Source organism: Nonomuraea candida, assembly GCF_000725485.1.
Classification (GTDB): Bacteria; Actinomycetota; Actinomycetes; order Streptosporangiales; family Streptosporangiaceae; genus Nonomuraea; species Nonomuraea candida.
The window spans coordinates 258610-284008 of record NZ_JOAG01000009.1 but is presented as its reverse complement, the minus strand read 5'-3'; the positions used below and the strand labels follow the sequence as shown (position 1 = coordinate 284008).

At 72.1% G+C, this 25399-nt stretch carries 21 protein-coding genes; 5 read left to right on the top strand and 16 right to left on the bottom strand.

The annotated features are described in order from the left end of the window. Nucleotides 1–75: 75 nt before the first annotated feature. The 3 genes from IO39_RS09600 to IO39_RS09590 are packed head-to-tail and all read right to left on the bottom strand — an operon-like array spanning nt 76 to nt 3294. The gene (locus IO39_RS09600) at nt 76–1434 is read right to left on the bottom strand and encodes an ABC transporter substrate-binding protein (RefSeq protein WP_043619177.1); all 1359 of its coding nucleotides are present in this window, start codon (nt 1432–1434) and stop codon (nt 76–78) included. Beyond that, complete coding sequence (locus IO39_RS09595) at nt 1434–2372, bottom strand: carbohydrate ABC transporter permease (RefSeq protein ID WP_043619176.1); 939 nt, start codon at nt 2370–2372, stop codon at nt 1434–1436. Before IO39_RS09595 ends, IO39_RS09600 begins: the two co-directional genes overlap by 1 nt. Nucleotide 2373: 1 nt before the next feature. Then, nucleotides 2374–3294 (bottom strand): carbohydrate ABC transporter permease, encoded by a 921-nt coding sequence (locus IO39_RS09590; RefSeq protein ID WP_052422651.1) that lies wholly within the window; start codon nt 3292–3294, stop codon nt 2374–2376. Nucleotides 3295–3508: 214 nt separating this feature from the next. Between IO39_RS09590 and IO39_RS09585 the strand changes: the two genes are divergently transcribed. Together IO39_RS09585 and IO39_RS55995 are read left to right on the top strand one after the other, a co-directional pair. Further along, nucleotides 3509–4012, top strand: a complete 504-nt coding sequence (locus tag IO39_RS09585; RefSeq protein ID WP_043619166.1) for a hypothetical protein — start codon at nt 3509–3511, stop codon at nt 4010–4012. An 82-nt stretch (nt 4013–4094) separates the two neighbouring features. Then, nucleotides 4095–4244, top strand: a complete 150-nt coding sequence (locus IO39_RS55995; protein WP_169789038.1) for a hypothetical protein — start codon at nt 4095–4097, stop codon at nt 4242–4244. An 87-nt stretch (nt 4245–4331) separates the two neighbouring features. Here the strand turns inward: IO39_RS55995 and IO39_RS09580 are convergent, their stop codons facing one another. Genes IO39_RS09580 through IO39_RS09555 form a run of 6 tightly spaced genes read right to left on the bottom strand, consistent with a single transcriptional unit; the run spans nt 4332 to nt 10198 of the window. Then, complete coding sequence (locus tag IO39_RS09580; RefSeq protein ID WP_043619163.1) at nt 4332–5273, bottom strand: fumarylacetoacetate hydrolase family protein; 942 nt, start codon at nt 5271–5273, stop codon at nt 4332–4334. Then, the gene (locus IO39_RS09575) at nt 5273–6205 is read right to left on the bottom strand and encodes a VOC family protein (RefSeq protein ID WP_043619160.1); all 933 of its coding nucleotides are present in this window, start codon (nt 6203–6205) and stop codon (nt 5273–5275) included. The genes IO39_RS09580 and IO39_RS09575 overlap by 1 nt, the downstream gene beginning before the upstream one ends. Further along, nucleotides 6202–7191: an amidohydrolase family protein gene (locus IO39_RS09570; RefSeq protein WP_043619157.1), complete on the bottom strand. Its 990-nt coding sequence runs from the start codon at nt 7189–7191 to the stop codon at nt 6202–6204. Before IO39_RS09570 ends, IO39_RS09575 begins: the two co-directional genes overlap by 4 nt. After that, nucleotides 7188–8300 carry an FAD-dependent monooxygenase gene (locus IO39_RS09565; protein ID WP_043619156.1) on the bottom strand — a complete coding sequence of 371 codons (1113 nt, stop codon included), beginning with the start codon at nt 8298–8300 and terminating at the stop codon, nt 7188–7190. Before IO39_RS09565 ends, IO39_RS09570 begins: the two co-directional genes overlap by 4 nt. Before the next feature lie 7 nt (nt 8301–8307). Beyond that, complete coding sequence (locus IO39_RS09560; RefSeq protein ID WP_043619154.1) at nt 8308–9246, bottom strand: cyclase family protein; 939 nt, start codon at nt 9244–9246, stop codon at nt 8308–8310. Further along, entirely contained in the window at nt 9236–10198 is a 963-nt protein-coding gene (locus IO39_RS09555; protein WP_043619152.1) for a fumarylacetoacetate hydrolase family protein, read from the bottom strand. Before IO39_RS09555 ends, IO39_RS09560 begins: the two co-directional genes overlap by 11 nt. Before the next feature lie 98 nt (nt 10199–10296). On the opposite strand from IO39_RS09555, the gene IO39_RS09550 reads away from it, so the two are divergent. Continuing rightward, the gene (locus tag IO39_RS09550) at nt 10297–11208 is read left to right on the top strand and encodes a LysR family transcriptional regulator (protein ID WP_043619151.1); all 912 of its coding nucleotides are present in this window, start codon (nt 10297–10299) and stop codon (nt 11206–11208) included. Between the two features lie 40 nt (nt 11209–11248). On the opposite strand, the gene IO39_RS09545 is transcribed toward IO39_RS09550, so the two are convergent. The 6 genes from IO39_RS09545 to IO39_RS09520 form a co-directional block, all read right to left on the bottom strand. Continuing rightward, nucleotides 11249–12949, bottom strand: a complete 1701-nt coding sequence (locus IO39_RS09545) for an ABC transporter ATP-binding protein (protein ID WP_043619452.1) — start codon at nt 12947–12949, stop codon at nt 11249–11251. 21 nt (nt 12950–12970) lie between these two features. Continuing rightward, entirely contained in the window at nt 12971–14872 is a 1902-nt protein-coding gene (locus IO39_RS09540) for an ABC transporter ATP-binding protein (RefSeq protein WP_043619149.1), read from the bottom strand. 46 nt (nt 14873–14918) lie between these two features. Further along, nucleotides 14919–15974 (bottom strand): iron-siderophore ABC transporter substrate-binding protein, encoded by a 1056-nt coding sequence (locus IO39_RS09535; RefSeq protein WP_043619146.1) that lies wholly within the window; start codon nt 15972–15974, stop codon nt 14919–14921. A gap of 104 nt (nt 15975–16078) precedes the next feature. Beyond that, nucleotides 16079–16954, bottom strand: coding sequence for an ABC transporter ATP-binding protein (locus tag IO39_RS09530; protein WP_052422650.1), 876 nt, complete (start codon nt 16952–16954; stop codon nt 16079–16081). A 24-nt stretch (nt 16955–16978) separates the two neighbouring features. After that, the gene (locus IO39_RS09525; RefSeq protein ID WP_043619143.1) at nt 16979–18055 is read right to left on the bottom strand and encodes a FecCD family ABC transporter permease; all 1077 of its coding nucleotides are present in this window, start codon (nt 18053–18055) and stop codon (nt 16979–16981) included. Then, a complete protein-coding gene (locus IO39_RS09520) occupies nt 18052–19125 on the bottom strand; it encodes a FecCD family ABC transporter permease (RefSeq protein ID WP_043619140.1) in 1074 nt (357 codons plus the stop codon). The genes IO39_RS09525 and IO39_RS09520 overlap by 4 nt, the downstream gene beginning before the upstream one ends. 431 nt (nt 19126–19556) lie before the next feature. Between IO39_RS09520 and IO39_RS09515 the strand changes: the two genes are divergently transcribed. Continuing rightward, the gene (locus tag IO39_RS09515; protein ID WP_052422649.1) at nt 19557–21518 is read left to right on the top strand and encodes a rhamnogalacturonan lyase family protein; all 1962 of its coding nucleotides are present in this window, start codon (nt 19557–19559) and stop codon (nt 21516–21518) included. A gap of 832 nt (nt 21519–22350) precedes the next feature. Further along, nucleotides 22351–23802 (top strand): MDR family MFS transporter, encoded by a 1452-nt coding sequence (locus IO39_RS09510; RefSeq protein WP_245641881.1) that lies wholly within the window; start codon nt 22351–22353, stop codon nt 23800–23802. A 419-nt stretch (nt 23803–24221) separates the two neighbouring features. Here the strand turns inward: IO39_RS09510 and IO39_RS09505 are convergent, their stop codons facing one another. Continuing rightward, nucleotides 24222–24998, bottom strand: coding sequence for a DUF8094 domain-containing protein (locus tag IO39_RS09505; RefSeq protein ID WP_157548100.1), 777 nt, complete (start codon nt 24996–24998; stop codon nt 24222–24224). Nucleotides 24999–25399 lie beyond the last annotated feature (401 nt).

The window sequence follows — 25399 nt, the reverse complement described above, 5'->3', positions numbered from 1 at the left end:
CCGGTCGCACTTATTCTTTGACGCGAGGCTTCGCCGAGGCAGGCGCTTCGCACGCGAGCGCTGCCGGGGCCCGGCTCAGCCGGCCACCTCGAACAGCTCGTTGAGCTGCCCGTTGAGGCGGGTGAGCGAGGAGGCCGGGGCCTCGCCGAGGAAGAGGGCGTCCAGCGCGGGCCGCATCAGCGCGGTGACGTCGGCCGCGTTGGAGGTGACCGGCAGGGGGAACGTGGTGCGGTCGGCGATGTGGTCGGTGAAGGGCGACACGTCGAGGCCGCGCTCGGTCCTGTTGTACTCGATGGCCAGCTTCGTGCCCGCGGGCCGGGCGGGGAACACCACGCCGGTGCGGCCGATGATGTTCTGGCACTCCTCGCCCGACAGGAACTTCACCCACTTCGCGGCGTTCTCCGGCTGCCTGGAGAACGTCGTGATGGAGTCGGCCAGGCCGTTGAACATGGAGGCCCGCTTCCCGGTCGGGCCGATCGGGGTGGGGGCGACGCCGATGTCCAGCTTGTTGCCGGCGGCGTCGGTGAGCTTGCTGAACGAGGAGATCGTCCACGAGCCGCTCAGGCCCATGGCGGCGATGCCGGACTGGATCTGCGTGTCGGCCGTGATGGCGTTGTTGCCGCCGATCGCGGCGAAGCTCGCCATGTAGCCCTTGCGCACCAGGCCGAAGTACCAGTCGAGGGTCTCCTGCACGACCGGGTCGTCCAGGTTGAACCGGGTGCCCCAGGGGTTGCGGTCGGTGGGCTGCCAGCCCGCGCTGCCGGTGAAGGCCGACCACTGCGTCTGCCCCCAGTTGTCGCCGCCGCTGCCGTTGGCGGCCAGCCCGTACGTCTTGACCCGGGTCGGGTCGAAGCCGGGCTCGTCGCCGCGCACGCCGTTGCGGTCGATGGTCAGGCGGGCGATCGTCTTCTCGAAGGTGCCGCCGTCGCGCGGGTTCCAGGTCAGCTCGTCCAGCGTGGCGGGGTCGATGCCGGCGGATCTGAGCGCGGCGGCGTCGTAGAAGATCGCGATGGTGTCCCAGTCCTTCGGGGCGCCGTACCGCTTGCCGTCCTTGCCCTTCCACAGCTCGGCCAGGCCCTGCTGGTAGTCGGAGTCCTTGATGTCGCGGGTGGCGGCGAGGTCGTCGAGCGGGCGCAGCACCTGGAGGTCGACGAACTGGGGGAACTTGGCGAGCTGGTCGGTGAAGACGTCGGGGGCGGTGTCGGCGATGAAGCTGGCGGTGAGCTTGGACCAGTACTCGTCCCAGCCGTACTGGGAGATGCGGATGCGCAGGCCGGGGTTCTGCCGCTGGAAGGCGTCCGCGCACTTCTGGTAGCCGGGCTGCTGGGCGGAGTCCCAGAGCCAGTACTCGATGGTGCCGGTGGTGCCGCCGCCCCCGCCGCCGCCGCAGGCGGTGGTGAGCAGGAGGGCGGCCAGGAGGATTCGTCTGAGCATCACTTGATCCCGCTGAAGCCGATGGAGTTGACGATGCGGCGGGCGAAGAAGAGGAACAGCAGCAACATCGGCAGCGCCGCCACCAGCGTGGCCGCCATGAGGCCCGCCCAGTCGGGGCCCGCCTGCGGCTTCTGCGACTTGAACACGCCGAGGGCCACGGTGAGCACCCGCGACTTGTCGGTGTAGCTGACCATGAGCGGCCAGAAGTACTCGTTCCAGGAGGTGATGTAGGTGAGGATGGACAGCGTGGAGATCGGCGCGGCCGAGATCGGCAGGATGAGCCGGAAGAAGATCCGCGTCTTCGAGGCGCCCTCGACCAGCGCGGCCTCCTCGACCTCGCGAGAGATGCCGAGGAAGAACTGACGCAGGAAGAACACCGCGAACGGCGTCATCAGCATGCTGGGCAGCGCGATGCCGAGCACGGTGTCGATCAGGCCGAGCTCCTTGATGAGCACGAAGTTCGGCAGCAGCGTGAAGATCGCGGGGATCATCAGGCCGGACAGGAAGACGGCGAAGACCTTCTCGCGGTGCCGCCAGCGCAGCCGGGCGAAGGCGTAGGCGGCCATCGCCGAGAAGAACACCTGCCCGGCGGTGACCATCGTGGCCACCAGCACCGAGTTGAGCAGGTAGCGCCAGAACGCGATCGGCTGGCCCGCGCCGCCCGCGTCGATGGCCTCCTGGCCGGTCTGCAGGCCGAAGACGCGCTCGAAGCCGCCCCACGAGAACCGCACGGGCAGCAGGCTGTCGCCGCCGGCGTAGAGCGCGTTGTTGTCCGACAGCGCGGTGCGCAGCATCCAGTAGAACGGGAACAGGCTGGCGATGATCACCAGGACCATGAACGTCCAGGCCAGGGCGCGGCCGAGGCCGAAGCGGGGCTTCGGCGGCCGGGGCCCGGCGGCGCGGTCGTCGCTCGCGGCGGGCGCGGTCACGGTCGCCATGTCACCCTCCCTCGGCCAGGTCGGAGGTGCCGGCCCGGGTCAGCCGGTACTGCACGAACGTGATGATCACCAGGACGACCAGCAGCGCCACGGACATCGCCGAGGCGTAGCCGAACTGGAAGCGGCTGAACGCGGCCTCGTAGATGTAGTACTGCAGCACCCTGGAGGAGTCGACCGGCCCGCCCCTGGTCGTGATCGCGACGGTGTCGAACACCTGGAACGAGCCCACCACGCTGATGATCAGCACCACCGCCATGACGGGCCGCAGCAGCGGCAGCGTGATGCTGCGGAACAGGCGCGGCTCGCTCGCACCGTCCATGCGGCCGGCCTCGTAGAGGGTCCCGGGGATGGTCTGCAGGCCCGCGAAGATCAGCAGCGCGGTGTAGCCGGCGTGCCGCCAGACGTTGATGAGCGCGATGGTGGGGATGACCCAGGCGGAGTCGGCCAGGAAGCCGATCCGGTCCATCCCGATCGCCTCCAGCACCTTGTTGCCGATGCCGAGCTGGTAGTCGAGGATCCACAGGAAGACCAGCGCCGCGACCACGTTCGAGACCAGGTAGGGCGTCAGCACCACGCCGCGCAGCCAGGTCCGGCGGGTCAGCCGCTGCATCATCACCGCGATGACCAGCGCCAGCGCCGTCTGTACGGCGATGTTGACGACCACGTAGTAGACGGTGACGCCCATCGCGTTCCAGAACACCGGGTCCTGTGCCATGCGCACGTAGTTGTCGAGCCCGGTCCAGCGGGCGGGGGTGAGCAGGTTGAACTTGGTGAAGCTCAGGTAGATGCCCCGCAGCGTCGGCCAGAGCAGGAAGGCCAGGAAGCCGATCAGCGCGGGAAGGATGAACAGGAGCGCCAGGCGCGTGTCGTCGCGCGCCCGCCTGGCGGTGCCGGTCGTCGCCGGCCGGGTGGGGGTGGCCATGGTGTCTCCTTCACCGGTCACCGTAGGACCAATAAGGTGGCACTTCTACCCCTTTCTGGGCTTTCGGGGGATTTTGCGGAGATCGCGCGTGGGGTCGTCGTACGGCAGGATCTTCCCCGCAGGGCCGAAAGTGATCCACGCGGCCGGCTCCGGCGTATCACCGGACGGGCCGCGGCGGAGACGGATTCGTCACGACCACTGAGGAGACAACCCCATGAGAAGGACGCTCGTCGCGCTGATGACCGGTGGAGCGCTGCTGGCCGCCCCCGCGCTCGCCGCCACTCCCGCGCTCGCCGCCACCGCGAAGCCCACCACGCTGGGGCCGCACGGCTACGGCTCGGTCCGGCTGGGCATGAGCGCCGCGAAGGCGAAGGCCACCGGGAAGATCGTGCTCAAGCAGGGCGGCACGGGGGCGTGTTCCGGCTGGAACCTCAAGGCCCATCCGGCCGGGAAGGGCGCGGTGGGCCTGTACATCTCGCGCAAGGTCGGCGTGGCCGTGATCTTCGCGCAGAAGGGCATGAAGACGCCGCAGGGCATCGGCCTGGGGTCGTCGGCGCAACGGGTCAAGAAGGCGTACCCGAAGCTGAAGGAATCTCCCTCCGGGATCCTGCACGTCGCCGTGCCCGGGAACTCCAAGGCCTACTACGCCTTCATCCTGGACAAGGGCAAGGTCAGCGAGCTGGCCTTCGGGCTCGACACGCAGGACTGCGTCAACTGACGGGAGGAAACTCGCGACGGCCGCCCGGATCGGGCGCCCGTCAGGGCTTTTGGCGACGGGCGCATCGGGTAGGGGCATGCCCATGGCCACACTCATGGATCGGGTGCGCGCGTATCTGCGCAGCCCCAAAGGCAGAGCGAACATGGAGAAGGCGAAACAACTCGCCCGCGACCCCCGCAACCAGCAGAAGGCCCGGCGGCTCCTGGAGCGCTTCCGGGGCCGGCGCCACTGACCGGACCGCGTCCCGGCGCCACCGACCGGGCCGGATCGCCTCCCGGTGTCACCGACACCGGGGCCGGATCGTGTCCCGGCCCGCCTGTCAGGGGCGGTGCCGGGGGCGGGGCCGGGCCTTCGGGACCGGCGCCGGCCGCACGCCTTCGACGACGGTGTTGCGGACGGAGCCGATGCCCTCGACGGTCAGCTCGACCACGTCGCCCGGCTCCAGCGGCGGCGGGTCCGGCCGGCCGCGGCGGCCCCACAGCTCCGCCAGGCAGCCGCCGTTGCCGCAGGTGCCGGAGCCGAGCACGTCACCGGGCCGGACCCAGGTGCCGCGTGAGGCGTAGGCGACCAGGTCCTCGAACGGCCAGCTCATGTTGGACAGCAGGTCGCGGCCCACCTCCTCGCCGTTGACCGCGGCCGTGAGCGCCAGGCGCAGGAACCCGTCGCCGTCCCGGCGCTCCGCCAGCTCGTCGGCGGTGACCAGCCACGGGCCGAGCGTGGTGGCGCTGTCCTTGCCCTTGGCCGGGCCGAGGTTGACCCGCATCTCGCGGGACTGGAGGTCGCGGGCCGACCAGTCGTTCATGATCAGGTAGCCGGCGATGTGCTCGCGGGCCCGCTCGGGCGTCAGGTCGCGGCCCGCCCTGCCGATCACGGCGGCGACCTCCAGCTCGAAGTCGAAGGCCCGGCAGCCGGGCGGCACCGGCACGTCGTCGTACGGCCCGACGACGGCGTAGGGGTTGGTGAAGTAGAAGGCGGGGGCGTCGTACCAGGCGTCCGGCACGCCGCCGCGGCCGTCCACGCTCTTGCGCACCCCTTCGACGTGCTCCTCGAAGGCGACGAAGTCGCGGACGGTGGGCGGCGCGAACGGGGCCAGCAGCCGCACCTCCGGCAGCGGCACCGGCTCCCCCGCCGGCTCCGGGGTGAAGCCCGGGGCGAGCTCCGGGAGCAGGGCGAGCAGGTCGCCGCGTACCGGGGTGATCGTGTCGCCCGCCACGAGGCCGGTACGGGTGCGGCCGTCGTGGCGGTAGGTGGCCAGGCGCATCAGACGGGCGGGGCGACGAACACGCCGCGGTCGACGTCGTTGAAGGACTCCTTGGCGACCAGCTCGTTCATGGGGTTGGCGGTGCCCCACTGGTCGGTGACCTCGGGCCGGGAGAAGTCGTAGACGTGCGGATGCCAGGCGTCCTCGTCCAGCTCCTCCAGCTCCGTGGTGTATTCGACGGTGTTGCCGTGCGGGTCCAGGAAGTAGGAGAAGGTGTTGTCGCCGGCGAGATGACGGCCGGGACCCCAGATCATCCTGACCCCGGCGCGCAGCAGCCTGCCCGTGCCGTACATGTACTCGTCGAGGCCGCGCAGCTCGAAGCTGATGTGGTGCAGGCTGGCGTGCGGGCCGCGGGCGATGGCCATGCTGTGGTGCTGCGGGTTGCAGCGCATGAAGTGCATGACCTGGCCCATGCGGGGGTGGGCCAGGGTGTCGGACAGGGCGAAGCCGAGGTGGGTCTCGTACCAGAGGCGGGTGGCGTCGATGTCGGGGGCGTTGAGCACGACGTGCGACAGCCGGACGGGAACCGCTTCCTTGGCCTCCAGCCTGCGGTGCGCGCGGACGGCGACGTCGGCGGAGATCTCGACCGTGCGGCCGTCGAGGTCGAAGAGGCGGAAGCCGTAGCCACCGCCGGGGGTGTCCAGCTTGCCGGGCTCGCAGATCAGCCGGACGCCGGCGGCGCGCAGCCGCTCGGCCAGCGCGTCCACGTCGCCGGGGGTCGCCGCGCCGAAGGAGATCAGGTCGAGCCTCTTCTCCTCGGCCTTGCGCAGGCGGATGATGTACTGCTCGGGCGAGCCTTCCGCGGCCAGGAACGAGATCCCGCTGTCGTCGGCCACCTCGGTCAGGCCCCAGACGCCGGCGTAGAAGTCGCGTTGCTTGTCGTAGTCGGGCACGGCCAGGTCCACGTGCCGCAGATGCGTGATGAGTCTCATGCGGGTTCCTTCAGATCGAACAGTCGGACGGCGTTGCCGCCCCTGATGGGGGTGTCCGCGAGCCCGGCCGCGCGCAGCGCGGCGAGCGGGTCGGGGTCGCCCATGTCGAAGGGGAAGTCGGAGCCGAGCAGCACCCGTTCCGGCCCGGCGACGCGAACCAGCTCGCGCAGGGCGGCCGGGTCGTGGGTGAGGGAGTCGAAGTGCAGGTCGCGCAGGTAGCTGCTCGGCTCGCGGGCGCAGGCGCGGGCGTCGGGCCGCACCCGCCAGCCGTGGTCGGCCCGGCCCAGGCAGTACGGCAGGTAGCCGCCGCCGTGCGCGGCCAGCAGCTTCAGGCCCGGATGCCGGTCGAGCACGCCGGAGAAGATCAGGTGGGCCAGCGCGACCGCGTTCTCGACCGGCTGGCCGACGAGGTTCGACAGGTAGAACCGGTCCAGCCGCTCGTCCAGCGTGCAGCCGAAGGGGTGCAGGAAGATGACCGCGCCCGTCTCGGCGGCCCGCGCCCAGAACGGCTCGTAGGCCGGGTCGGACAGCTCGCGGCCGGGGGCGTGGGAGGAGATCTCCACGCCCTTCAGCCCGCGATCGAGAGCCTCGTCCAGGGCCGCGACCAGCAGCGCCGGATGCTGGAGCGGGGCCAGGCCCAGGCCGTGCAGCCGCTCCGGCGCCTGCGCGACGTGCCCGGCCACGCCCTCGGCGGCCAGCCGGCACACCTCCGTGGCGAGCTCCGGGCCGGCCCAGTAGTGGTAATGGGAGGGCGACGGGCTGACGATCTGCACGTCCACGCCCGCCGCGTCCATCGCCGCCAGCCGGTCGGCGGCCCGCGTGAGCAGGCCCATCCGCTCGCCGATCATCGCGCCCGACACGGCGAGGGCGTCGGGGCCGTTGCGGCGCGCCTCCAGCTCCCGGTGCGCGGCGTGCCCGGGACGCCCGGCCACCGCCCGCTCGATCGCGGGCAGCAGCACGTGCGCGTGCACGTCCACGGTGGTCATGGGCGTTCGCTCACCATCGCGGCGACGCGTCCCATGAGGCCGGGCACGTCAGCGTCGCGCGCGCCGTCGAGCTGCCGGCGGGCGAGCTGGACCGACGCCTCGACCACGGCCTTCACCCGGTCATGGCGGCGGTCCATGAAGGCGTCGAACAGGTCCTGGTCGAGCCGGTCGGCGGCGAGCAGCAGCTCGGCCAGGACGGCGGCGTCCTCCAGGCACTGCGCGGCGCCCTGGGCGAGGGTGGGCGGGCAGGCGTGCGCGGCGTCGCCGATCAGCACGACCCGGCCGCGGTTCCACGGGCGGTCCACGAGCAGCGACTCGAACCAGGTGTAGTTGATCCGGGCCGGGTCGGTGATGTCGGCGCGGATCTCGTCCCAGACGCCGCCGTACCCCTCGGCGAGCGCCCGCATGTGGGCGGCCTTGTCGCCGACGTCCTCCCTGGGCCTGGCCCGCTCGACGAGGTAGGCGTACATGGTGCCGGCGCTGGTCGGGCAGTAGCCGGCGATGAAGCAGGGGCCGCCGTAGACCAGGTCGGTGCGCTCGACGTCCTTGGGGCGGCGGGTGTGGACGCGCCAGATGCCCATGCCGGTCGGCTCGGGCGCCGCCTCGACGCCGATCAGGCCGCGCACGTGCGAGCGGATGCCGTCCGCGCCGACGACCAGGTCGAACCGCCCGGTGGCGCCGTCGGAGAAGGTCACCTCGCCGGTGTCCGACACGGCCTGCACCGTCAGGCCGTACCTGACGCGGGCTCCGGCGTCGCGCACGGCGGCGGCCAGGATCTCGGCCAGTTCGGGCCGGTTCATGCCGAGCGTGGCGGGCAGGTCGGGCCCGCCGGTGCGGGCGTCGGGGATCTCGGCGAGCAGCGTGCCGTCGGGGGCGCGCAGCCCGAGCGCGTCGAACGCGAACCCGGCCGCGCTCATCCTCTCCCACACGCCCAGGTCGCGCAGCACCCGCAGGGCGTTGCCCTGCAGCGTGATGCCCGAGCCGAGCGCGGTGGGCGCCGGTTCGAGCTCCGCGACGTCCACGGTGACGCCGGCGCGGCCCAGCAGGACGGCCAGGGCCGAGCCGGCGATGCCGCCGCCGACGATGAGGACTTTCCCTACTGCGGGCATGCTCGCCTCACTTGATGGCCAGGGGGTTGACGGGGGATCCCACCGCGCCGGTGATCGGCAGCGGCGGGGCGGTGAGGAAGAACTCGTACACGCCGTCGGCGGCGCAGTCGGCGGCCAGCGCGTCCAGGTCCCACATCTCGCCGACCAGCAGGCCCAGGTGCGGGATGACGACCTGGTGCAGCGGCTGGAAGGCGTTCGCGAACTCGTTGGGGCGCACCTCGAAGCCCCACGTGTCGGTGGCGACGGCGGCGATCTCGGTGCGGTGCAGCCAGCCCGCGCTCCAGAACGACAGGCCCGGCGCGGGGCCGCCGGCGTAGTCGCCCCAGCCCTCGCGCCTGGCCCTGGCCAGCCGGCCGGTGCGCACGCACACCAGGTCGCCGCGGCGGATCTCGACGCCGTGCGCCGCGGCGGTGGCGGTCAGGTGCTCCTCGGTGATGGCGAAGCCGTCGGGCAGCTCGCCGTACACCGCCGCCACGTCCAGCAGCACCCCGCGCCCGGCCACCGGGGCGGCCAGGTGCTCGATGCCGGTGACCCGGTCGCCCTCGCTGGTGACCACCTTGTCGGCGGGGCGGCCGTTCCACGCCTTGCCGTGGTCGAAGATGTGGCCGAGGCCGTCCCACTGGGTGGAGCACTGCAGCGGCATCGCGATCACGTCGTCCGCGCCGCCGAACCCGTGCGGGAAGCCCTGGTCGCCGTGGACGGCGTCGAGGCCGGTGTCGGTCATTGTGTGGACCGGGTTCGTACGCCGCCGCCACCCCTTCTGCGGCCCGTCGGCGTCGAAGCGCTGCGACAGCGAGAACGTCACGCCCCGCCGGACCAGCGCGGCGGCGGCACGGCGCTCGGCCGGGCCGATGAAGTTGACCGTGCCCAGCACGTCGTCCGCGCCCCAGCGGCCCCAGTTGGAGTATTTCGCCGCCGCCTCGGCGATGGCCCGCTCAGCGTTCATCGCGGCACCTGTTGCGCTGCGCGCCGAGGCCGGTGATCGTGCCCTCCATGACGTCGCCGTCGCGCAGCAGCCGCCCGTGGTGCAGGCCGTTGCCCGCCGGGCTGCCGGTCAGCACCAGGTCGCCGGGCAGCAGCTCGACGGTCCGGGACACGTAGGACACCAGCCGCGCCACGTCGAAGATCATGTCCTTGGTCGACTCGTCCTGCATGACCTCGCCGTTCAGCCTGAGCGTCACCTGCAGGTCGCCCGGGTCGCCGACGAAGGCCGCCGGCACCAGGTACGGGCCCAGCGGCGTGAACGTGGGCGCGCCCTTGGCCCGCAGCCAGTCGGTGCCGATCTCCGGCATGTCACGCCGGAACACCACCTCCCGCGCGGTGACGTCGTTGGCGATCGTGTAGGCCGCGACATGATCGAGAGCATTTTCCGGATCCATCCGGAACGCCGGACGGCCGATCACCGCCGCCAGCTCCAGCTCCCAGTCCGGCTTCGTGCACCACGACGGGATGACCACGTCGTCGTACGGCCCGGTGACCGAGGACGGCAGCCCGATGAACACGTACGGCCGGTCCTCGGCCGCGCGCCGGTCCATCATCGCCGCGACCTCGGCCCGCACCTGCCCGGCGGGCCGCCCGCCGGCCGGCTCGTGCGCCACGGCCAGGTCGATGACGTGCGTGCGGTAGTTGGCGCCCGACTGGAAGATCTGCCGGGGCTCGACCGGCGCGTGCACGCGCAGCTCCGCCAGCGGGAGCCACTCGCCCGCCGTGCTCGCGGCGGCGGCGTGCAGCAGCGGCAGCACGTCGTCCCAGCGTTCGAGCAGCGCCCGGGTCGTGGGGGCGTGGACGCTCAGGTCGAGGACCCGGTCACCGGTGACCAGGCCGGGGAAGGCGGGGCCGGAGCCGGCCGAGAAGGTGCCGAGCGCGAAGGGGCCGGCGAGGGGCGGGGATGTTTCCACGAGGTTTCCTCCGATGGGATGCCTTAACCTTGAGCCATCCCGGGAGATCTGGGAAATCGATTCTTTGGATCGCCGTCATCCATGAGCTGGATACCCTCGTGAACCTCGCCACCCTCGACCTCAACCTGCTCGTTTCCCTGCGCGCCCTGCTGGAGGAGCGCAACGTCACCAGGGCGGGCCTGCGCGTCGGGCTGAGCCAGCCCGCGATGAGCGCCGCCCTGGCCCGGCTGCGCCGCCACTTCGCCGACGAGCTGCTCGTCAGGCAGGGCAACCACTACGAGCTGACCCCGCTCGGCACCGCGCTGCGCGCCCCCGTCGCCAACGCCTGCGCCGTGCTGGAGCGGCTGTTCACCAGCCGCGCCGACTTCCGGCCCGCCACCGAGCAGCGCGACTTCACGCTGCTCTCCTCCGACTACGCCATCGCCGTCTTCGGCACCGCGCTCAGCCGGGCGCTGCACGAGGCGGCGCCCGGCGTCCGGCTGCACTTCCGGCACGTGCCGCGCGACCTGGTGGAGAGCCCCGAGGTGCTACTGTCCGGCGTGGACGGCATGCTCATGCCGCACGGCGTGATCTCCGGGATGCCCGCGGTCGAGCTCTACCGCGACGAGTGGGTGTGCCTGGTCGCCGACGACCATCCCGACGTCGGCGACGCCGTCACCCTCGACGACCTGGCCCGCCTGCCGTGGGTGGTCTACCAGCGCACCTTCGACGCGCCGGTGACCCGCCAGCTCACCATGCTCGGCCTGGAGCCGTACGTGGAGGTGTCCGTGCAGAGCTTCCAGCTCCTGCCGGGCCTGGTGGCCGGCACCCGGCGGGTCGCGCTCATCCAGCGGCGGCTGGCCGACCTGCTGCGCGACCTGGCCCCCGTCCGCGCGCTGCCCTGCCCCTTCGAGGCCGTGCCGCTGCGGGAGGCCCTGTGGTGGCACCCGGTGCACACCCACGACGCCGCCCACATCTGGCTGCGCGAGACCGCCGCCCGCGTGGCCGCCGCCCTTCCCGGGCTCGCCTGACCCTCCTCCCCGGCGGCGCGCGCCACGCTCCGCCGGCGGGTCAGCGGGCCACGGCCAGGCGGTAGTTCTCGTCGGCGCCGAGGAGGTTCCGGTGCGTGTCCTGGGCGGTGACGACGCCGCCGTCCAGGACGAGGACGCGGTCGGCGACGTCCAGGAAGGCCGGACCGGCGGTGATGACGACGGTGGTGCGGCCCCGGCGCAACGCGGCGAGGTTGCGCGCGATGAGCTGCTCGGTGACGGCGTCCACCGCCGTCGTCGGGTCGTGCAGCACGAGGACGTCGCTGTCGGCGGCGAGGGCGCGGGCCAGGGACAGCCGCTGGCGCTGCCCGCCGGAGAGGTTCGCGCCGCGGTCGCGGACGCCGTGGTCGAGCCCCTCGGGGTGCAGGGCGACGACGTCGGCCAGCATCGACGCCTCGACGGCCTCGGGGACCAGCCGGCCGGTGCCGGAGGGATCGACGTTCGTGCGCAGGGTGCCCGCGAAGATCTCGCCGTCGTACGGGTTGACCAGCAGGTGCTCGCGTACCGCCTCGATGGACAGGTCCGCCGCCGCCCGGCCGCCGATGCGCATCACGCCCTCGTACGCGGCGGGCGGGACGTTCATGGCCAGCACCGCCGCGAGGTCGGCCGCCACGCGCGGCTGGTAGGCGGCGATCGCCACGAACTCGCCGGCCCGCACCCGGAACGTCAGCCCGCGCAGCGACCCGTACCGGACGCCGTCCAGTTCGAGGTCTCCCCCGGGGGACGGGCGGTCCCGCCCCGGGGTCATCACCGGCGGCGCGGCCAGCACCAGGGCCATCCCCTGCGCCGAGGCGCGCGCGGTCATCACGTACTTCGGCATCTCGGAGAACAGCTTGAGCGGCTCCATGACGAACTGCGCCAGCCCCACGGCCATGACGAGCTCCCCGATGGTGATCCGCCCCTGGAAGGCCAGCCATCCCGCCGTCAGCGTCACGGCGGTGGCGAGGATCGCGTTCATGGCCAGGGCGGCGCCCTCGTACGCGCCGTTCACCCGGGCGACGGTGATCGCCTGGTTCCGCGCCTCCGCGCTGACCCTCCGGTAGGACCGGAACGCCGCGTGGTTGCCGCCGAAGCCGTGCAGCGGGCGCAGGCCGGTGATCAGGTCGGCGACCTTCGCGCCCGCCCGCGCCACCCGCGCCTGCTGCTCGCGGGTGCTGGTGCCGATCCGCCGGGACATGACGCTCAGGACCGACAGGATGGCCACGGTGCCCACGATCACCAGCAGGCCGAGCCTGAGGTCGGCCAGGCCCAGCGCCACCGCCGCGATCGCGACCGCGACCAGCGAGCTGACCAGGAGCGGCACGACCTCGATGATGTCGGCGGTCTGGTCGGCGTCCTCGGTGGCGATGGTCAGCACCTCGCCGGACTTGAGATCGACGTCCCTGGCCACCGGCTGGAGCCCGTGGTCCGCGACCTGCACCCGCCAGCGGTGCGCCTCGGTCGTGTTGGCCTTCTGCAGGATGCGCATGCCGAACCGCCACGACAACGACACGACCGTGATGATCACGGCGAGGGCGGCGATCGACAGGCCGAGCGCGGGCAGGCTCCGCTCTCGCATGGTGTGCTCGACGATCAGGCCGAGCGCGATCGGGAAGGCGGTTTCGCCCGCCTGGTACAGGCCCATGAGCAGGGTGCCGGCGGCCATGGCGCCGACGTTGCGCCGCAGCGCGGTGCGGAGGATGGCGGAGCCGGTACGGGGGCCCCGCGGGTCAGGAGTCGTCATCGCGTTCATCCGCCCTCGCGTTCATCCGCCCTCGCGCCAGGCCCGCCACAGCCGCGCGTACCGGCCGCCCAGGCCCACGAGCTCCTCATGGGTCCCCTGCTCCACGACGCGCCCGGCGTCCAGCACGGCGATCCGGTCGGCCGCCACGGCCTGGGTCAGCCGGTGCGCGACGAACAGCGTCGTACGTCCCCGGCACGCGGCCGCCACGGCCCGTTCCAGCTCGGCGGCGCCCTGGCTGCCCGCCTCCGCGGTCGACTCGTCCAGCACCACGACCGGCGCGCGGCTCAGCGCCAGCCGGGCCAGCGCGACCTGGGCGGCCTTGGTGGTGTCGAGGCGCTCGCCGCCCTCGCCGACCATGGTGCGCAGCCCGTCGGGCAGCGCGCGGGCCCACTCCTCGGCGCCGACCGTGCGCAGCGCCTCCCACAGCTCGTCGTCGCCCGCCTGCGGCGCGGCCAGCCGCAGGTCATCGGCGAGCGGGCCGGAGAACACGTGCGTCTCCTGGGTCAGGATGCTCACCAGGGCGCGCGCCCCGGCCTCGTCCAGGCCGGCGAGATCGGTCGTGCCGATGCGCACCGTCCCCGCCTGCGGGGCGCCGATGCCGGCGATCAGCGCGGCCAGGGTGCTCTTGCCCGCGCCCGTCGCGCCCACCAGCGCCAGCGAGCCGCCGGCCGGGATCGTCAGGTCGACGTCGATGAGAACCGGCCGCTCGGACCCCGGATACCCGAACGTCAGCCCCTCGACCGTCACGGGATAGGCCACGCCGCCCACCGCCCCGGCCGCGGCGCCGTCCACCGGCCGCGCGCCCGCGGACCCGGCGTCGGCGTCGGCGTCGGCGTCGGCGGGCCGCTCCCGTCCGGTTCCGGGGGCGACGCTGCCCACCAGGCGCTCCTCCGCGGCCTCGCCCAGCACCCCGACCAGCCGGGTCAGGCTCGCGCCCGACTTCTGCGCCTCGTCGAAGGTGAACATGATCGCGCCCAGCGGGTTGAACAGCCGGTGGAACAGCAGCGGGGCGGCCGACACCTCGCCCAGGGTGGCGGCGCCGGCCTCCAGCAGCGCGTACCCCACCACGATGATCAGGACGAGCCCGATGAACTCGGCGCGGTTCTCCCTGCCGACGAACCGGCCGAAGAACCGGAACACCTCGATGCCCAGCTCCCGCACCCGCCACGACTCGGCGGAGACCCTCTCGCGGAAGGCCCCCTCCAGCCGGTACGCGCGAACGGTGTCGATCCCGTTCAGCCCGCTGATCAGCGCCTGCGCGCGGTCGGCCTGGGCCGCCCGCTGCCGCCGGTAGAGCGGGGCGGAGCGGGGCAGGTACCACCGCAGGGCCAGCGCGTACGCCGGCAGCGCCCCCGCCCCCGCCAGCCCGAGCCGCCAGTCCAGCCCGAACATGCCGGCCGTGGCGATGACGACCAGCACCCCGGCGGAGAAGACCGTGGGGACGGCCGTGCGGATGCCCTTCGACAGCACGGCCACGTCGTCGCCGACCCTGGACAGCACGTCCCCCCGGCCGACCTGCTCGATCCGCGCGCTCGGCAGGCCGAGCACCGCCCGGACGGCCGCCTCCCGCAGCCGCGCGAGCAGCTCCGCGCCCAGCCGCCCGATCAGGTACGCCGAGGCGGCGGCCGCCCCCGCGCCGAGCAGCGCGGCGGCCACCATCAGCGCCCCGACCGTGACCAGGACGGAGGGCGGCTCGCCCTGGACCACGCCGTCGACCACCCGGCCGAGCAGCAGCACCGGCAGCACCTGGAGCGCCGCCCCGGCCACCGAGGTGAGCGCGGTGGCGCCGGTCAGCCAGGGCGCCTGGCGGAAGTGCGCGGCGACCCAGCGGCCGGCCTCGCGCCCGGTCGCCGTGCGCAGGACGCCGGGGGCGGTGCGGGCGCCGGCTGTGGTGCCGGCTGTGGTGCCGGTGGTGGTGCTCACGTCCGGGTCAGGGCGGGCCGGGGGCGGGACGGGGTCATCGGGAGGGTCAGCCGACCGACTTGACGAGCTCATCGATCGCGTACGGCAGGGACAGCAGGGTGCCCTGGGACATGGCCGCGCCGACCGCCGGCCCCTCGCTGTCGAGGAGGTAGGAGACCTTCCCCTCCTTGACCGCGGGCAGGTTGGCGAACAGCTCGAACTTCTTCAGCGCCTCCTGGTCGGCCTGGTCGTTGATGACGAAGATGCGGTCGACGTCGATGAGGTCGATGCGCTCGGGGGACAGCACGGTGTAGAACTTACCGCCCGCGATCTTGTCGATCTCCGTCGCACCCTTGAAGCCGATGCCCGACACGAGCCGCCCGCGCACGTCCGTGGTGGTGAACGGCGCCACCGAGTCCTTGTACCAGGACAGCGCGACGGCGGTCTGCTCCGCGAACTCGGGGTGCGCCTTCCGGGCGGCGTCGAGCTTGTCCTGGATGCCCTGCACGAGCTTGGCGCCCTCGGCCTCCTTGCCGAGCGCCTTGGCGATGTGCACCGCGTTGTCCTGCCAGGGCGCGCTGAACGGCTCCTTCTCGGCCTTGGTGCGGCCCACGGTCGGGGCGATCTTGGAGAGCTTGTCGTAGGCGGCCTGGTCGATCTCGGAGTAGACCGCGATGATCAGGTCGGGGCGCAGCGCGGCGATCTTCTCGTAGTTGGGGCCGGAGTCGCCGTTGTTCATGATGACCTCGGGACGGGTGTCGCCCCACTTGTCCTTCACCCACGGCCACTGCGTGTTGATGTCGGGAACCTGGCCCGGCGGGTTCGGGTACTGGTCGACCATGCCGACCGGCTTGACGCCGAGCGCCAGGATGGCCTGGTCGTCGGTGTAGCCGACGGAGACGACCCGCTCCGGGGCCTTGGTGATCTGCGTGGAGCCGAAGGCGTGCTCCACGGTGACGGGGAACGCGCCGGTCGCGGCGCCCGTGCCGCCGGCACTCGGCTGTCGCTGCTCCACCGGGTCGGAGCCGCAACCCGCGAGAAGCCCGGCGCCGAGGGTGGCGGCGGACAGGATCGCCGCCAGCCGCCGCCGGGACTTCGTCAGTGTCGTTCGATGGAGGAGCATCCGAAATCCCTTGTTCCGCGCTGTCCGCTACAAACCCGTATGAAGGCAGGCGAACCCTAACACAGAGAAGTAAGGGTAGACTAACCTAACTTCGTCTGCCCTCGTCAGACCGCGCCCGCCCCTCCCCGCGCGTCCGATCCAGCTTGTACGCCGCCCCCGTCGCGTACGTGGGCGCGGCCGATCGGCACGATGAGCGGCCGGTCGCCCACCGGGTCGTCCACCACCTTGGCCCGCAGCCCGAACGCCTCGTGCAGCAGCTCGGCCGTGATCACGTCCCGCGGGTGGCCCTGCGCCAGGATCGCCCCCGCCTTCATCACGATGAGGTTGTCGCTGTAGCGGGTGGCCAGGTTGAGGTCGTGCAGCACCATGACCACGGTGTGCCCCGACTCGTGCAGGTCGTCCACCAGGTCGAGCACGTCGACCGCGTGCGCCAGGTCCAGGTACGTGGTCGGCTCGTCCAGCAGCAGCAGGTCGGTGCCCTGGGCCAGGGTCATCGAGATCCACACGCGCTGGCGCTGCCCGCCCGACAGCGCGTCCACCGGCCGGTCGGCCAGGTCGGACACCCCGGTCATGGCCAGCGCCCGCTCCACCACCGCGGCGTCGTCCGACGACCACTGCCGCAGCCAGCTCTGGTGCGGGTGGCGGCCCTGGGCGACCAGGTCGGCCACCGTCAGTCCCTCCGGCGCGACCGGCGCCTGCGGCAGCAGGCCGAGCTTCTTGGCCACGTCCTTGCTCTTCAGGCCGGCGATGTCGGCGCCGTCCAGCACGACCGTGCCCTTGACCGGCTTGAGCAGCCGCGACAGGGTCCGCAGCAGGGTCGACTTGCCGCAGCCGTTGGGGCCGATGATCGTGGTGACCACGCCGGGCGGGATGACGACGTCGAGACCGTCGATGACGGTACGCGCGCCGTATCCGACCGTCACGCCCTCGGCTGCCAGCCGGGGGGCGCCGCCGGCTGCGGTGATGTGCTGTGCGACCACAAGACCCACTTTACTTAGGTGTGCCTAACCTTGACGTCGGCCGCGGAGGTTGGCGCGTACCAGCAGATAGACCAGGAAGGGGCCGCCGATCGCGGCGGTGACCACGCCGACCGGCAGGGTGATCGGCAGCGCGGCGCGCGCCACCAGGTCCGCGCCGATCAGCAGCAGCGCGCCCACCAGGCCGGAGGCCACCAGCGGGGGCGTGGGGCGCCGCGCCAGGCGCATCGCCACCTGCGGCGCCACGAGCGCGACGAACGGCACCGGGCCGGCCGCGCTCACCGCCACCCCGGCCAGCAGCACCGCGCACAACAGCAGGACCGCGCGCACCCGCGTGTACCGGACCCCCAGGCCCGCCGCCACCTCGTCGCCGAAGCGCATCGGCTTGAACGGGAAGGCGGCGCAGGCGACCACGGCCACGAGGGCGAGCGAGCACCACAGCGCCACCTGGACCTCGTGCCACGACCGGCCGTCCAGCGAGCCGACCAGCCACGCCTGGGCCCGCGCCACGTCCCTGATGTCGGCCGTGACCAGCAGCCAGGCGGTGATCGCCTCCATCACGGCGCTCACCGAGATGCCGATGAGGATGAGCCGGAAGCCGTCGATCCCGCGCCGCCAGGCCAGGAAGTACACCAGCAGGCCCGTGCCCAGCCCGCCCGCCAGCGCCGCCGCGGACAGGCCCACGGCGCTGACGACCGCCGCGGCGGCCCCGCCCGACACGGTCACCAGGAACACCGCGACCGCGCTCGCGCCGCCGGTGATGCCGAGGATGTCCGGGCTGGCCAGCGGGTTGCGCGCGACGGACTGCGTGATCGCCCCCGACACGCCCAGCGCGACGCCCACCACGAGCCCGGCCAGGGCGCGCGGCATGCGCAGGTCCATGATGACGAACGCGTCCACCCGCTCGCCCCGGCCGAAGATCGTGGCGACCACCTGGGGCAGCCCGATGGGGAAGTCCCCGACGCCGATCGACAGGCAGAACAGCAGGAAGGTCGCCGCCGCCAGGAAGAGCGTGACGGCGACGAGCCAGGGCCGCCACACGAACGACAGGCGGCCCAGCCGCACGCCCGGCGGCACCGAGGACTTGACGTTCGTCGCGTTCATGCCTTCCTGAACTTTCCGCGCCAGACCAGGGCCGCGAAGAACGGGGCGCCGAGGAGGGCGACGACCACGCCCGCGTCCAGCTCGCCCGGGCGCACCACCACGCGCCCCACGATGTCGCAGACCAGCAGGACGACCGCGCCCAGCAGCCCCGCGTACGGCACCAGCCAGCGGTGGTCGGGCCCGGTCACGTACCGGGCGATGTGGGCCACCATGAGCCCGAGGAACGCGATGGGGCCGCACGCCGCCGTCGCCGCGCCCGCCAGCAGGGTGATGGCGACGACGCCGACGGCCCGGCTCAGCGCGACGTTCACGCCGAGGCCCCGGGCGACGTCGTCGCCCAGGTTGAGCAGGTTGACGGTGGGCAGGGTGGTCATCGCCAGCACCAGCCCGACGGCGACGAACGCGGTCACCGGCCAGATCACGTCGAACCCGACGCCGGCCACGGAGCCCGCGTTCCAGAAGCGCAGCGCGTTCAGCGCCGTCTGGTCCGCGAGCGCGACCGCCGTCGTCATCGCCGCCAGGAACACCGCGATGCCCTGCCCGGCCAGGGCGAGCGTCAGCGGGTTGCCGGCGCCCCTGCCGATGCTGGCCAGCCCGAACACGACCGCGCCCGCGGCCGCCGCGCCCAGGAAGGCGAACCAGACGTACTGGAACGGGCTGGCGAACCCGAACAGGACGATCACCAGGACCACCGCGAACGAGGCCCCGGAGTTCACCCCCAGCAGGCCCGTGTCGGCGATCGGGTTGCGCGTGTACCCCTGGATCAGCGCGCCGCCGACCCCCAGGGCGACGCCCGCCACGATCGCGAGCATGGTGCGGGGCACCCGCACGGTCTGCACGATGAGCCGGATCTCGGTGAGCCGCTGGTCGGCGCCCGGCGCGGCGAACAGGCCGTGCCAGACCTCGCCGGGGCCCAGGGCGCGCGCGCCGACGGCCAGCGACACCGCGGCGGCGGCCACGAGGACCGCCAGGAGCACGCCCAGGCCCACGGCCCGCCGCCGGCGGACGTCGGTGGCGGCGGTGGCGGCGGTGGCGGCGGTGGCGGGGCGCGTTTCGGCGGCCGTGGCCATCAGGACGCCCGCCCGCCGGGCAGTACCGCGACCGTCACGCTTCCTCCGGAACTCGGGCCTCAAAATGAGGAGAGCCTAACCTAAACGCCCAAACCCCGGACCAGCCCGGCCACCCGGTGGATAAACCGTTTACAGCAGCGACGCCACGGAGGCGTCCCAGCCTTCGATCTCCCGACATTTGTCCTGATCAGCCGAGGCCCCTTGCACCGGAGACCAGCCGTCGGCGCTATCGCACTGCAACCGCATCCATGCGGAGAACTCCACCTTGACAGGGGATGCTGCGCATGTTGCGATTCCTCCCGTAGTAAACGGTTCAACTCATGGCCGTTTCATCGATGTTTCGCCCATCCGACTGGAGCCCCCCTATGGCGATGACGTCCCGGCGTACCCCTCCTGTTGAGTCCCGAAGCACACCCGGCAAGAACCGCGCCATGAGAGCGCTGACGCTCTGCGTGCTGACCAGCCTGGCCATCGGCCCGGCGGCGGGCCCGGCGGCGGCCGCCCCCGTGACACAGCCGCAGCCGGCACGGGCCGAGACCGCCGGTCACGGTCACGGCAACGGCAACGGCAACGGCAACGGCCACGGCCACGGCGGGGACGGGCGGCTGATGGAGCGGCTCGACCGCGGCGTGGTGGCCGTGCGGTCGGGCGAGAAGGAGGTGCTGGTCAGCTGGCGCCTGCTCGGGCTCGACCCGCAGGGCATCGGCTTCGACGTCGAACGGTCCACCGACGGCGGGCCGTACCGCAAGCTCAACCGCAGGGTGCTGACCAAGGGCACCAACTACGTCGACACCACCGCCGACCTCGGCAGGACCAACCGCTACCGGGTACGCCCGGTGCTCGACCGCCGCCCGCAGCCGCCGAGCCGGCCGTTCACCCTGACGGCGGGCCACGCGACAGAGCCGGCGGTCCGCGTACCGCTGCGCGAGGGCGGGCGGATCAAGTTCGTCTGGGTCGGCGACCTCGACGGCGACGGCGCCTACGACTACGTGCTGGACCGCCAGACCGCTCCCCAGAAGCTGGAGGCCTACCGCAGCGACGGCAGGTTCCTGTGGGAGGTCGACCTGGGCCCCAACAGCGTGAACCAGAACAACATCGAGGGCGGCTCGGCCACCGTCGACGTCGGCCACAACGACGGCGTCACGGTCTACGACCTCGACGGCGACGGCCGGGCCGAGGTGGCCGTCCGGGTCGCCGACGGCGTCACGTTCGGCGACGGCAGCAAGCACACCGAGACCGACGACGTGCGCCAGTCGATCGCCATCCTCGACGGCCGTACCGGCGCGCCCAGGGCGACGGCCCCGGTGCCCGGCGACTACCTCGCCGACGGCCCCATGTACGCCCGCTTCGGCGTCGGCTACCTGGACGGGAAGACGCCGAGCCTGGTCGCGTACATGAAGAACCGGATCGGCAACGGCGGCTTCAACCTCATGTACACCGCGTGGACGTTCGACGGCCGCGCGCTGAACCAGCAGTGGAAGTTCCTGCGCGGCGACCAGGACCTGCCCGACGGCCACAACACCCGCATCGTGGACGTGGACGGCGACGGCAAGGACGAGGTCGGCGAGATCGGGTTCGTCCTCAACGGTGACGGCACCCTGCGCTACAGCCTCGCCCCGCACGGGATCATCCACGGCGACCGCTGGTTCATCGCCGACATCGACCCCGCCAGGCCGGGCCTGGAGGGGTACGGCATCCAGCAGGACCACCCCGGCGGGCTGCTCGACTACTACTACGACGCCGCCACCGGCGCCATGATCTGGCAGCACCGCACCACCGAACCCGGCGCCGACGCCGGCCGCGGCATGGTCGCCGACATCGACCCCCGCTTCCCCGGCATGGAGGTCTGGTCCATCAACGGCGAGGTCAACTACGAGCAGGGCAGGCCCACCGGCCTCTACAACGCCGCGACCAACCGGCTCGCCGAGCCCGACACCAGCAAGCAGCCGTGGCCGCACATGGGCGTGTGGTGGGACGGCGACCCGCTGCGCGAGCTGTTCAACTCCGACCCCTTCCCCGAGCGGCGCGACGCCCGCATCGAGAAGTGGGACCCCGCCAACCCGACCCCGCCGGCCACGCTCCCCCGCGTGGTGACCACCTCGGAGTACGGCGCGGTGACCGCTCTGGGCAACTCCGTCTACCCGCACCTGATCGGCGACATCCTCGGCGACTGGCGCGAGGAGGTGGTGCTGACCAACGCCACGTACGACGAGCTGATCATCTTCACCACCGACCGGCCGACCGACACCCGGCTCTACACCCTGGCCCACAACCCGGCCTACCGTAACGGCCTGACCCTCAAGGGCTACCTGCAGTCCGGCAACGTCGACTACTTCCTCGGCCACGGCATGACCACGCCGTCCCGCCCGAACATCCGCTACGCCGGCCGCTGACCCCCTCCGCCGCGGGGCCTCGACCCACGTCCGGCGCCCCGCGGCGTCCTCACGCCCGCTTCCGTACCGAACGCCTGACACCGTCAGAGGGCCAGCGCCGCCATGAAGGCCATGCTGGCCGCCATCCCGGCGGAACACGCGTCCTGGCCGAGCACCCGCCGGTCCCCGCCACCCCCGTCCAGTACCCCGGATGAGCCTCGCGCAGGTCCAGCCCAGCCCGATGACCAGCGCCACCGCACCCAGCGACCCGCCTCCGTGCGGATGCCCGGCCGAGGCGCCGCCGAGAGCGGACCCGGCGAAAGCACAGCCCGTACGGCTGTGACACCCAAACGCACTCCCTCCTTCACCACCCACACCCCGGCCCTCCTTCACCACCCACACCCCGACCCCCTTCACCGCCGCATTCCGGCCCCTTCACCACCCACACCCCGGCCCCCTTCACCGCGGCATTGCGGCCCCCTTCACCACCCACACCCCGGCCCCCTTCACCGCGGCATTGCGGCCCCCTTCACCGCCGCATTGCGGCCCCCTTCACCGCCGCACCCGCGCGATCGCTACCAACGGCCGAAGGTGACGGAGCTCGGCCGCTCACTCAACCCACCACTCAACCCGTGCAACCCGGCCAACGCATGAAACCCATGGGCCACGCCACCCGTTCACTTAGCGTGAAAATCAGGTGACATTTCGCATCACTTGCCGCAATGTGGGGAGCAGGCGATGAGTTCTGTCAGTGGTCCCGGTCAGTCTGTACATGACCGCGACTTCTTCTGAGACCCGAGTCCATGACGCCGGCCTTGACCGCGTTCCGCCCGACAATCCCGATCGAGGTGCCGTGCACAGCCCACAACTCGATGCGAATGCCAGGCCCGCGGCCGTCACGCCGGGGCGCACGCCGGCCGTGATCCGGCTGCTCGTGCTCGCCACGTTCGTGGTGATCCTCAACGAGACCATCATGATCAACGCGATCCCCGAGCTGATGGCCGCGATGCGCATCAGCGAGCAGACCGCGCAGTGGCTCTCGACCGCCTTCATGCTGACCATGGCCGCGGTCATCCCGATCACCGGCTGGTTCCTGCAACGGGTGCCCACCCGCCGCGCCTACTCGGTCGCGATGGGCCTGTTCCTGCTCGGCACGGCGGTGGCCATCGTCGCTCCGTCGTTCGAGGTGCTGCTGGGCGCGCGCATCATCCAGGCGTCCGGCACGGCCGTGATGATGCCGCTGCTGATGACCACGCTGATGCAGGTGGTGCCCGAGGAGGACCGCGGCCGGGTGATGGGCAACGTCACCCTGGCGATCTCGGTCGCGCCCGCGATGGGCCCGGCGGTCTCGGGAGTGCTCCTCCAGGTCGGGCCGTGGCGGCTGCTGTTCGCCGTGGTGCTGCCCATCGCCGCCCTGATCACGTGGCGCGGCCTGAAGCGGCTCGAGAACATCGGCGAGCCCCGGTCGAGCAGCATCGACTGGCTGAGTGTGGTGACGGCGGCGGCCGGCTTCGGCGGGCTGGTCTACGGGCTGAGCCGGTTCGAGGGCGGCGACGCGGGCGTGGCCGCCGCGATCGTGGCGGCCGGTCTGATCACCATCGCCGTCTTCGTGCTGCGCCAGTTGTCGTTGCAGAAGCGCGGGGTGCCGCTGCTCGACCTGCGCACCCTGCGCCACCGTACCTACACGGTCGCGCTGGTCATGATGTCGGTGGCGTTCATGGCGATGCTCGGCTCGATGATCCTGCTACCGCTCTACCTGCAGAGCGTGCGCCAGCTCAACGCCCTGGAGACCGGGCTCCTCGTGATGCCGGGCGGCCTGGCGATGGGTTTGCTCGGTCCGGCCGTCGGCCGCCTGTTCGACCAGTACGGCGGCCGCGTGCTCGTCATCCCCGGCGCGATCGGGATCATGCTGGCGCTCACCGGATTCACCCAGGTCTCGATGACCATGCCGTACTGGCAGATCCTCGGCCTGCACGCGCTGCTGATGGTGAGCCTGGCCCTGACGTTCACGCCGGTGTTCACCCTCGGGCTCGGCGCGGTCCCTCCGCGGCTCTACTCCCACGGCAGCTCGATCCTGAGCACGTTGCAGCAGGTCTCGGCGGCCTTCGGCACCGCGCTCGTGGTCACCGTGATGAGCGTGCGCGCCGACGCGCTCCGGTCCACGGGCCTCACCGACACGCTCGCCGCGCTGGGCGGCATGCGACTGGCCTTCGTCATCGGCGCGGTGCTGTCGGTGGCCGTGGTCGCCACCGCCCTGCTGCTTCCGGCACGGGCAGCCAGAACCATCGAACCGGGCCCGGCGTAACGCGGGCACGGCGGGACGTACCCGTCCAACCGAACCCGGCGCAAGAACGGCAGGGCGGCCCACCCACGCAACCGAACCCGGCGTAAGAACGGCAAGGCGGCACACAGTCCACCCAACGGAACCCTGTGCAAGAACGGCAAGGCGGCCCATAGCCCACTCAACCGAACCAGCGTGACAACGACGCAGCAAGGCGCCGCCCACCGATCCCCGCCCTGTCCAGACGCCGGCACAGCCAAACGCGCGCTCAATCCGGACCAGCGTGACAACGACGCAGCAGAACGCCGCCCTCCACACCGAACCCAACCAGGCACCACCCGGGGTGCCGAACCCAGACCAGGCACCACCCGCGAACCGAGCGCAACCAGCCGGCGGCCAGGCGGGGGCCGCCGGCTGGCCAAGGGCGTTGGCCGGGTCGCCGGCTAGGAGAACCAGTTGGCGCCCAGTTCCTGAATGGTCTTGCTGCCCTTGGGCACCAGCAGCGCCTCGCTCAGCACCTGGTTGACGCTCTTGGAGTCATTGATCATGGCGAAGAGGAAGAACGAGCCGCCGTCCGCCGTACGGAAGCCGAAGACCGAGCCATGTCCGGCGAACCTGACGTACAACCCCTTGTACACCTCGGGAAACGCCTTACGGCTAAAGCTGTTCTTGGCCAGCCGGTAGCCGGAGGCGCCCTCCTTCTTCTCGTTGTTCCAGAAGTTCAGGTACTCCTTGGCCACGGCGCGGGCCATGTCGTTGTCCATGTCCGTGACGTAACCGTCGGCGTCGAGCTGCGGCCTGGGCATCCGCTGCCCCCAGTGGATGGGAGCAGCGACGGCCAGCCGGAAGGACTCCCCGGGCGTGCGAAGAAACGCGAGCACGTGCGGACGTGAGTGCCCCTTGGTGTCCTTGTAAGTGGCCTGCGCGATGAACCAGTCACCGAACGAAGGCTGCTGCTCGGGCCTGGGCAGGTAGACCACCGGGGTGCCGGTCGGGTTGATCGGCTTGTGCCCCGGCTCCCACCCGAAGTCCTCGTGGTTGCGTTCGAGCACGCCCTCGTGCAACGCCCCCTCGACGAACAGCGCGTCGAGCCGGGAGTCCTCTCTCCACCACTTGCGCTTCTTGATCGTCGCGTTGTACTTGCGCACCCAATCCCGCATGGTCTGCCGCGCCCGCCCGGCCGTCAGCGCCTCCCTCGTACCGGAAGGAATAGGCGCCACACTCGCGGACGGCACGGCAGTCGCAGACGGAACCGCACCCGTAGACGGAACCGCACCCGTAGACGGAACCGCGCTCGCCGACGGAACAGCGCTGCCGGACGGAACAGCGCTGGCGGACGGATCCCCGCTCGGCGACGGCGACGCGGATTGTGACAGCGGAGGCCGTGGAGGCACACCGGGAGGCCAGTTGACCAGCGGAGGCACCACCCCGCACGCGGACAGGCTCAGCACGAGAGCCACGATCAACAGCGTTCCACGCACGAGCGACGACTCCCCCAGACCGAACATAAAGACAACCAATGAAGAACATATCCGGCACCACCCCACCATCTCCCCCAGACCCACACACCTCCCTCACCACAGCAGCCCCCACCCAGGCCTCACGCAACAGCAACCCCAGC

Excerpts from the sequence above, each read along its gene's own strand:
- IO39_RS09600 (WP_043619177.1), bottom strand. The coding sequence starts at position 1,434 with ATGCTCAGACGAATCCTCCTGGCCGCCCTCCTGCTCACCACCGCCTGC.
- IO39_RS09595 (WP_043619176.1), bottom strand. The coding sequence starts at position 2,372 with ATGGCGACCGTGACCGCGCCCGCCGCGAGCGACGACCGCGCCGCCGGG.
- IO39_RS09590 (WP_052422651.1), bottom strand. The coding sequence starts at position 3,294 with ATGGCCACCCCCACCCGGCCGGCGACGACCGGCACCGCCAGGCGGGCG.
- IO39_RS09585 (WP_043619166.1), top strand. The coding sequence starts at position 3,509 with ATGAGAAGGACGCTCGTCGCGCTGATGACCGGTGGAGCGCTGCTGGCC.
- IO39_RS55995 (WP_169789038.1), top strand. The coding sequence starts at position 4,095 with ATGGCCACACTCATGGATCGGGTGCGCGCGTATCTGCGCAGCCCCAAA.
- IO39_RS09580 (WP_043619163.1), bottom strand. The coding sequence starts at position 5,273 with ATGCGCCTGGCCACCTACCGCCACGACGGCCGCACCCGTACCGGCCTC.
- IO39_RS09575 (WP_043619160.1), bottom strand. The coding sequence starts at position 6,205 with ATGAGACTCATCACGCATCTGCGGCACGTGGACCTGGCCGTGCCCGAC.
- IO39_RS09570 (WP_043619157.1), bottom strand. The coding sequence starts at position 7,191 with ATGACCACCGTGGACGTGCACGCGCACGTGCTGCTGCCCGCGATCGAG.
- IO39_RS09565 (WP_043619156.1), bottom strand. The coding sequence starts at position 8,300 with ATGCCCGCAGTAGGGAAAGTCCTCATCGTCGGCGGCGGCATCGCCGGC.
- IO39_RS09560 (WP_043619154.1), bottom strand. The coding sequence starts at position 9,246 with ATGAACGCTGAGCGGGCCATCGCCGAGGCGGCGGCGAAATACTCCAAC.
- IO39_RS09545 (WP_043619452.1), bottom strand. The coding sequence starts at position 12,949 with ATGACGACTCCTGACCCGCGGGGCCCCCGTACCGGCTCCGCCATCCTC.
- IO39_RS09535 (WP_043619146.1), bottom strand. The coding sequence starts at position 15,974 with ATGCTCCTCCATCGAACGACACTGACGAAGTCCCGGCGGCGGCTGGCG.
- IO39_RS09525 (WP_043619143.1), bottom strand. The coding sequence starts at position 18,055 with ATGAACGCGACGAACGTCAAGTCCTCGGTGCCGCCGGGCGTGCGGCTG.
- IO39_RS09520 (WP_043619140.1), bottom strand. The coding sequence starts at position 19,125 with ATGGCCACGGCCGCCGAAACGCGCCCCGCCACCGCCGCCACCGCCGCC.
- IO39_RS09515 (WP_052422649.1), top strand. The coding sequence starts at position 19,557 with ATGAGAGCGCTGACGCTCTGCGTGCTGACCAGCCTGGCCATCGGCCCG.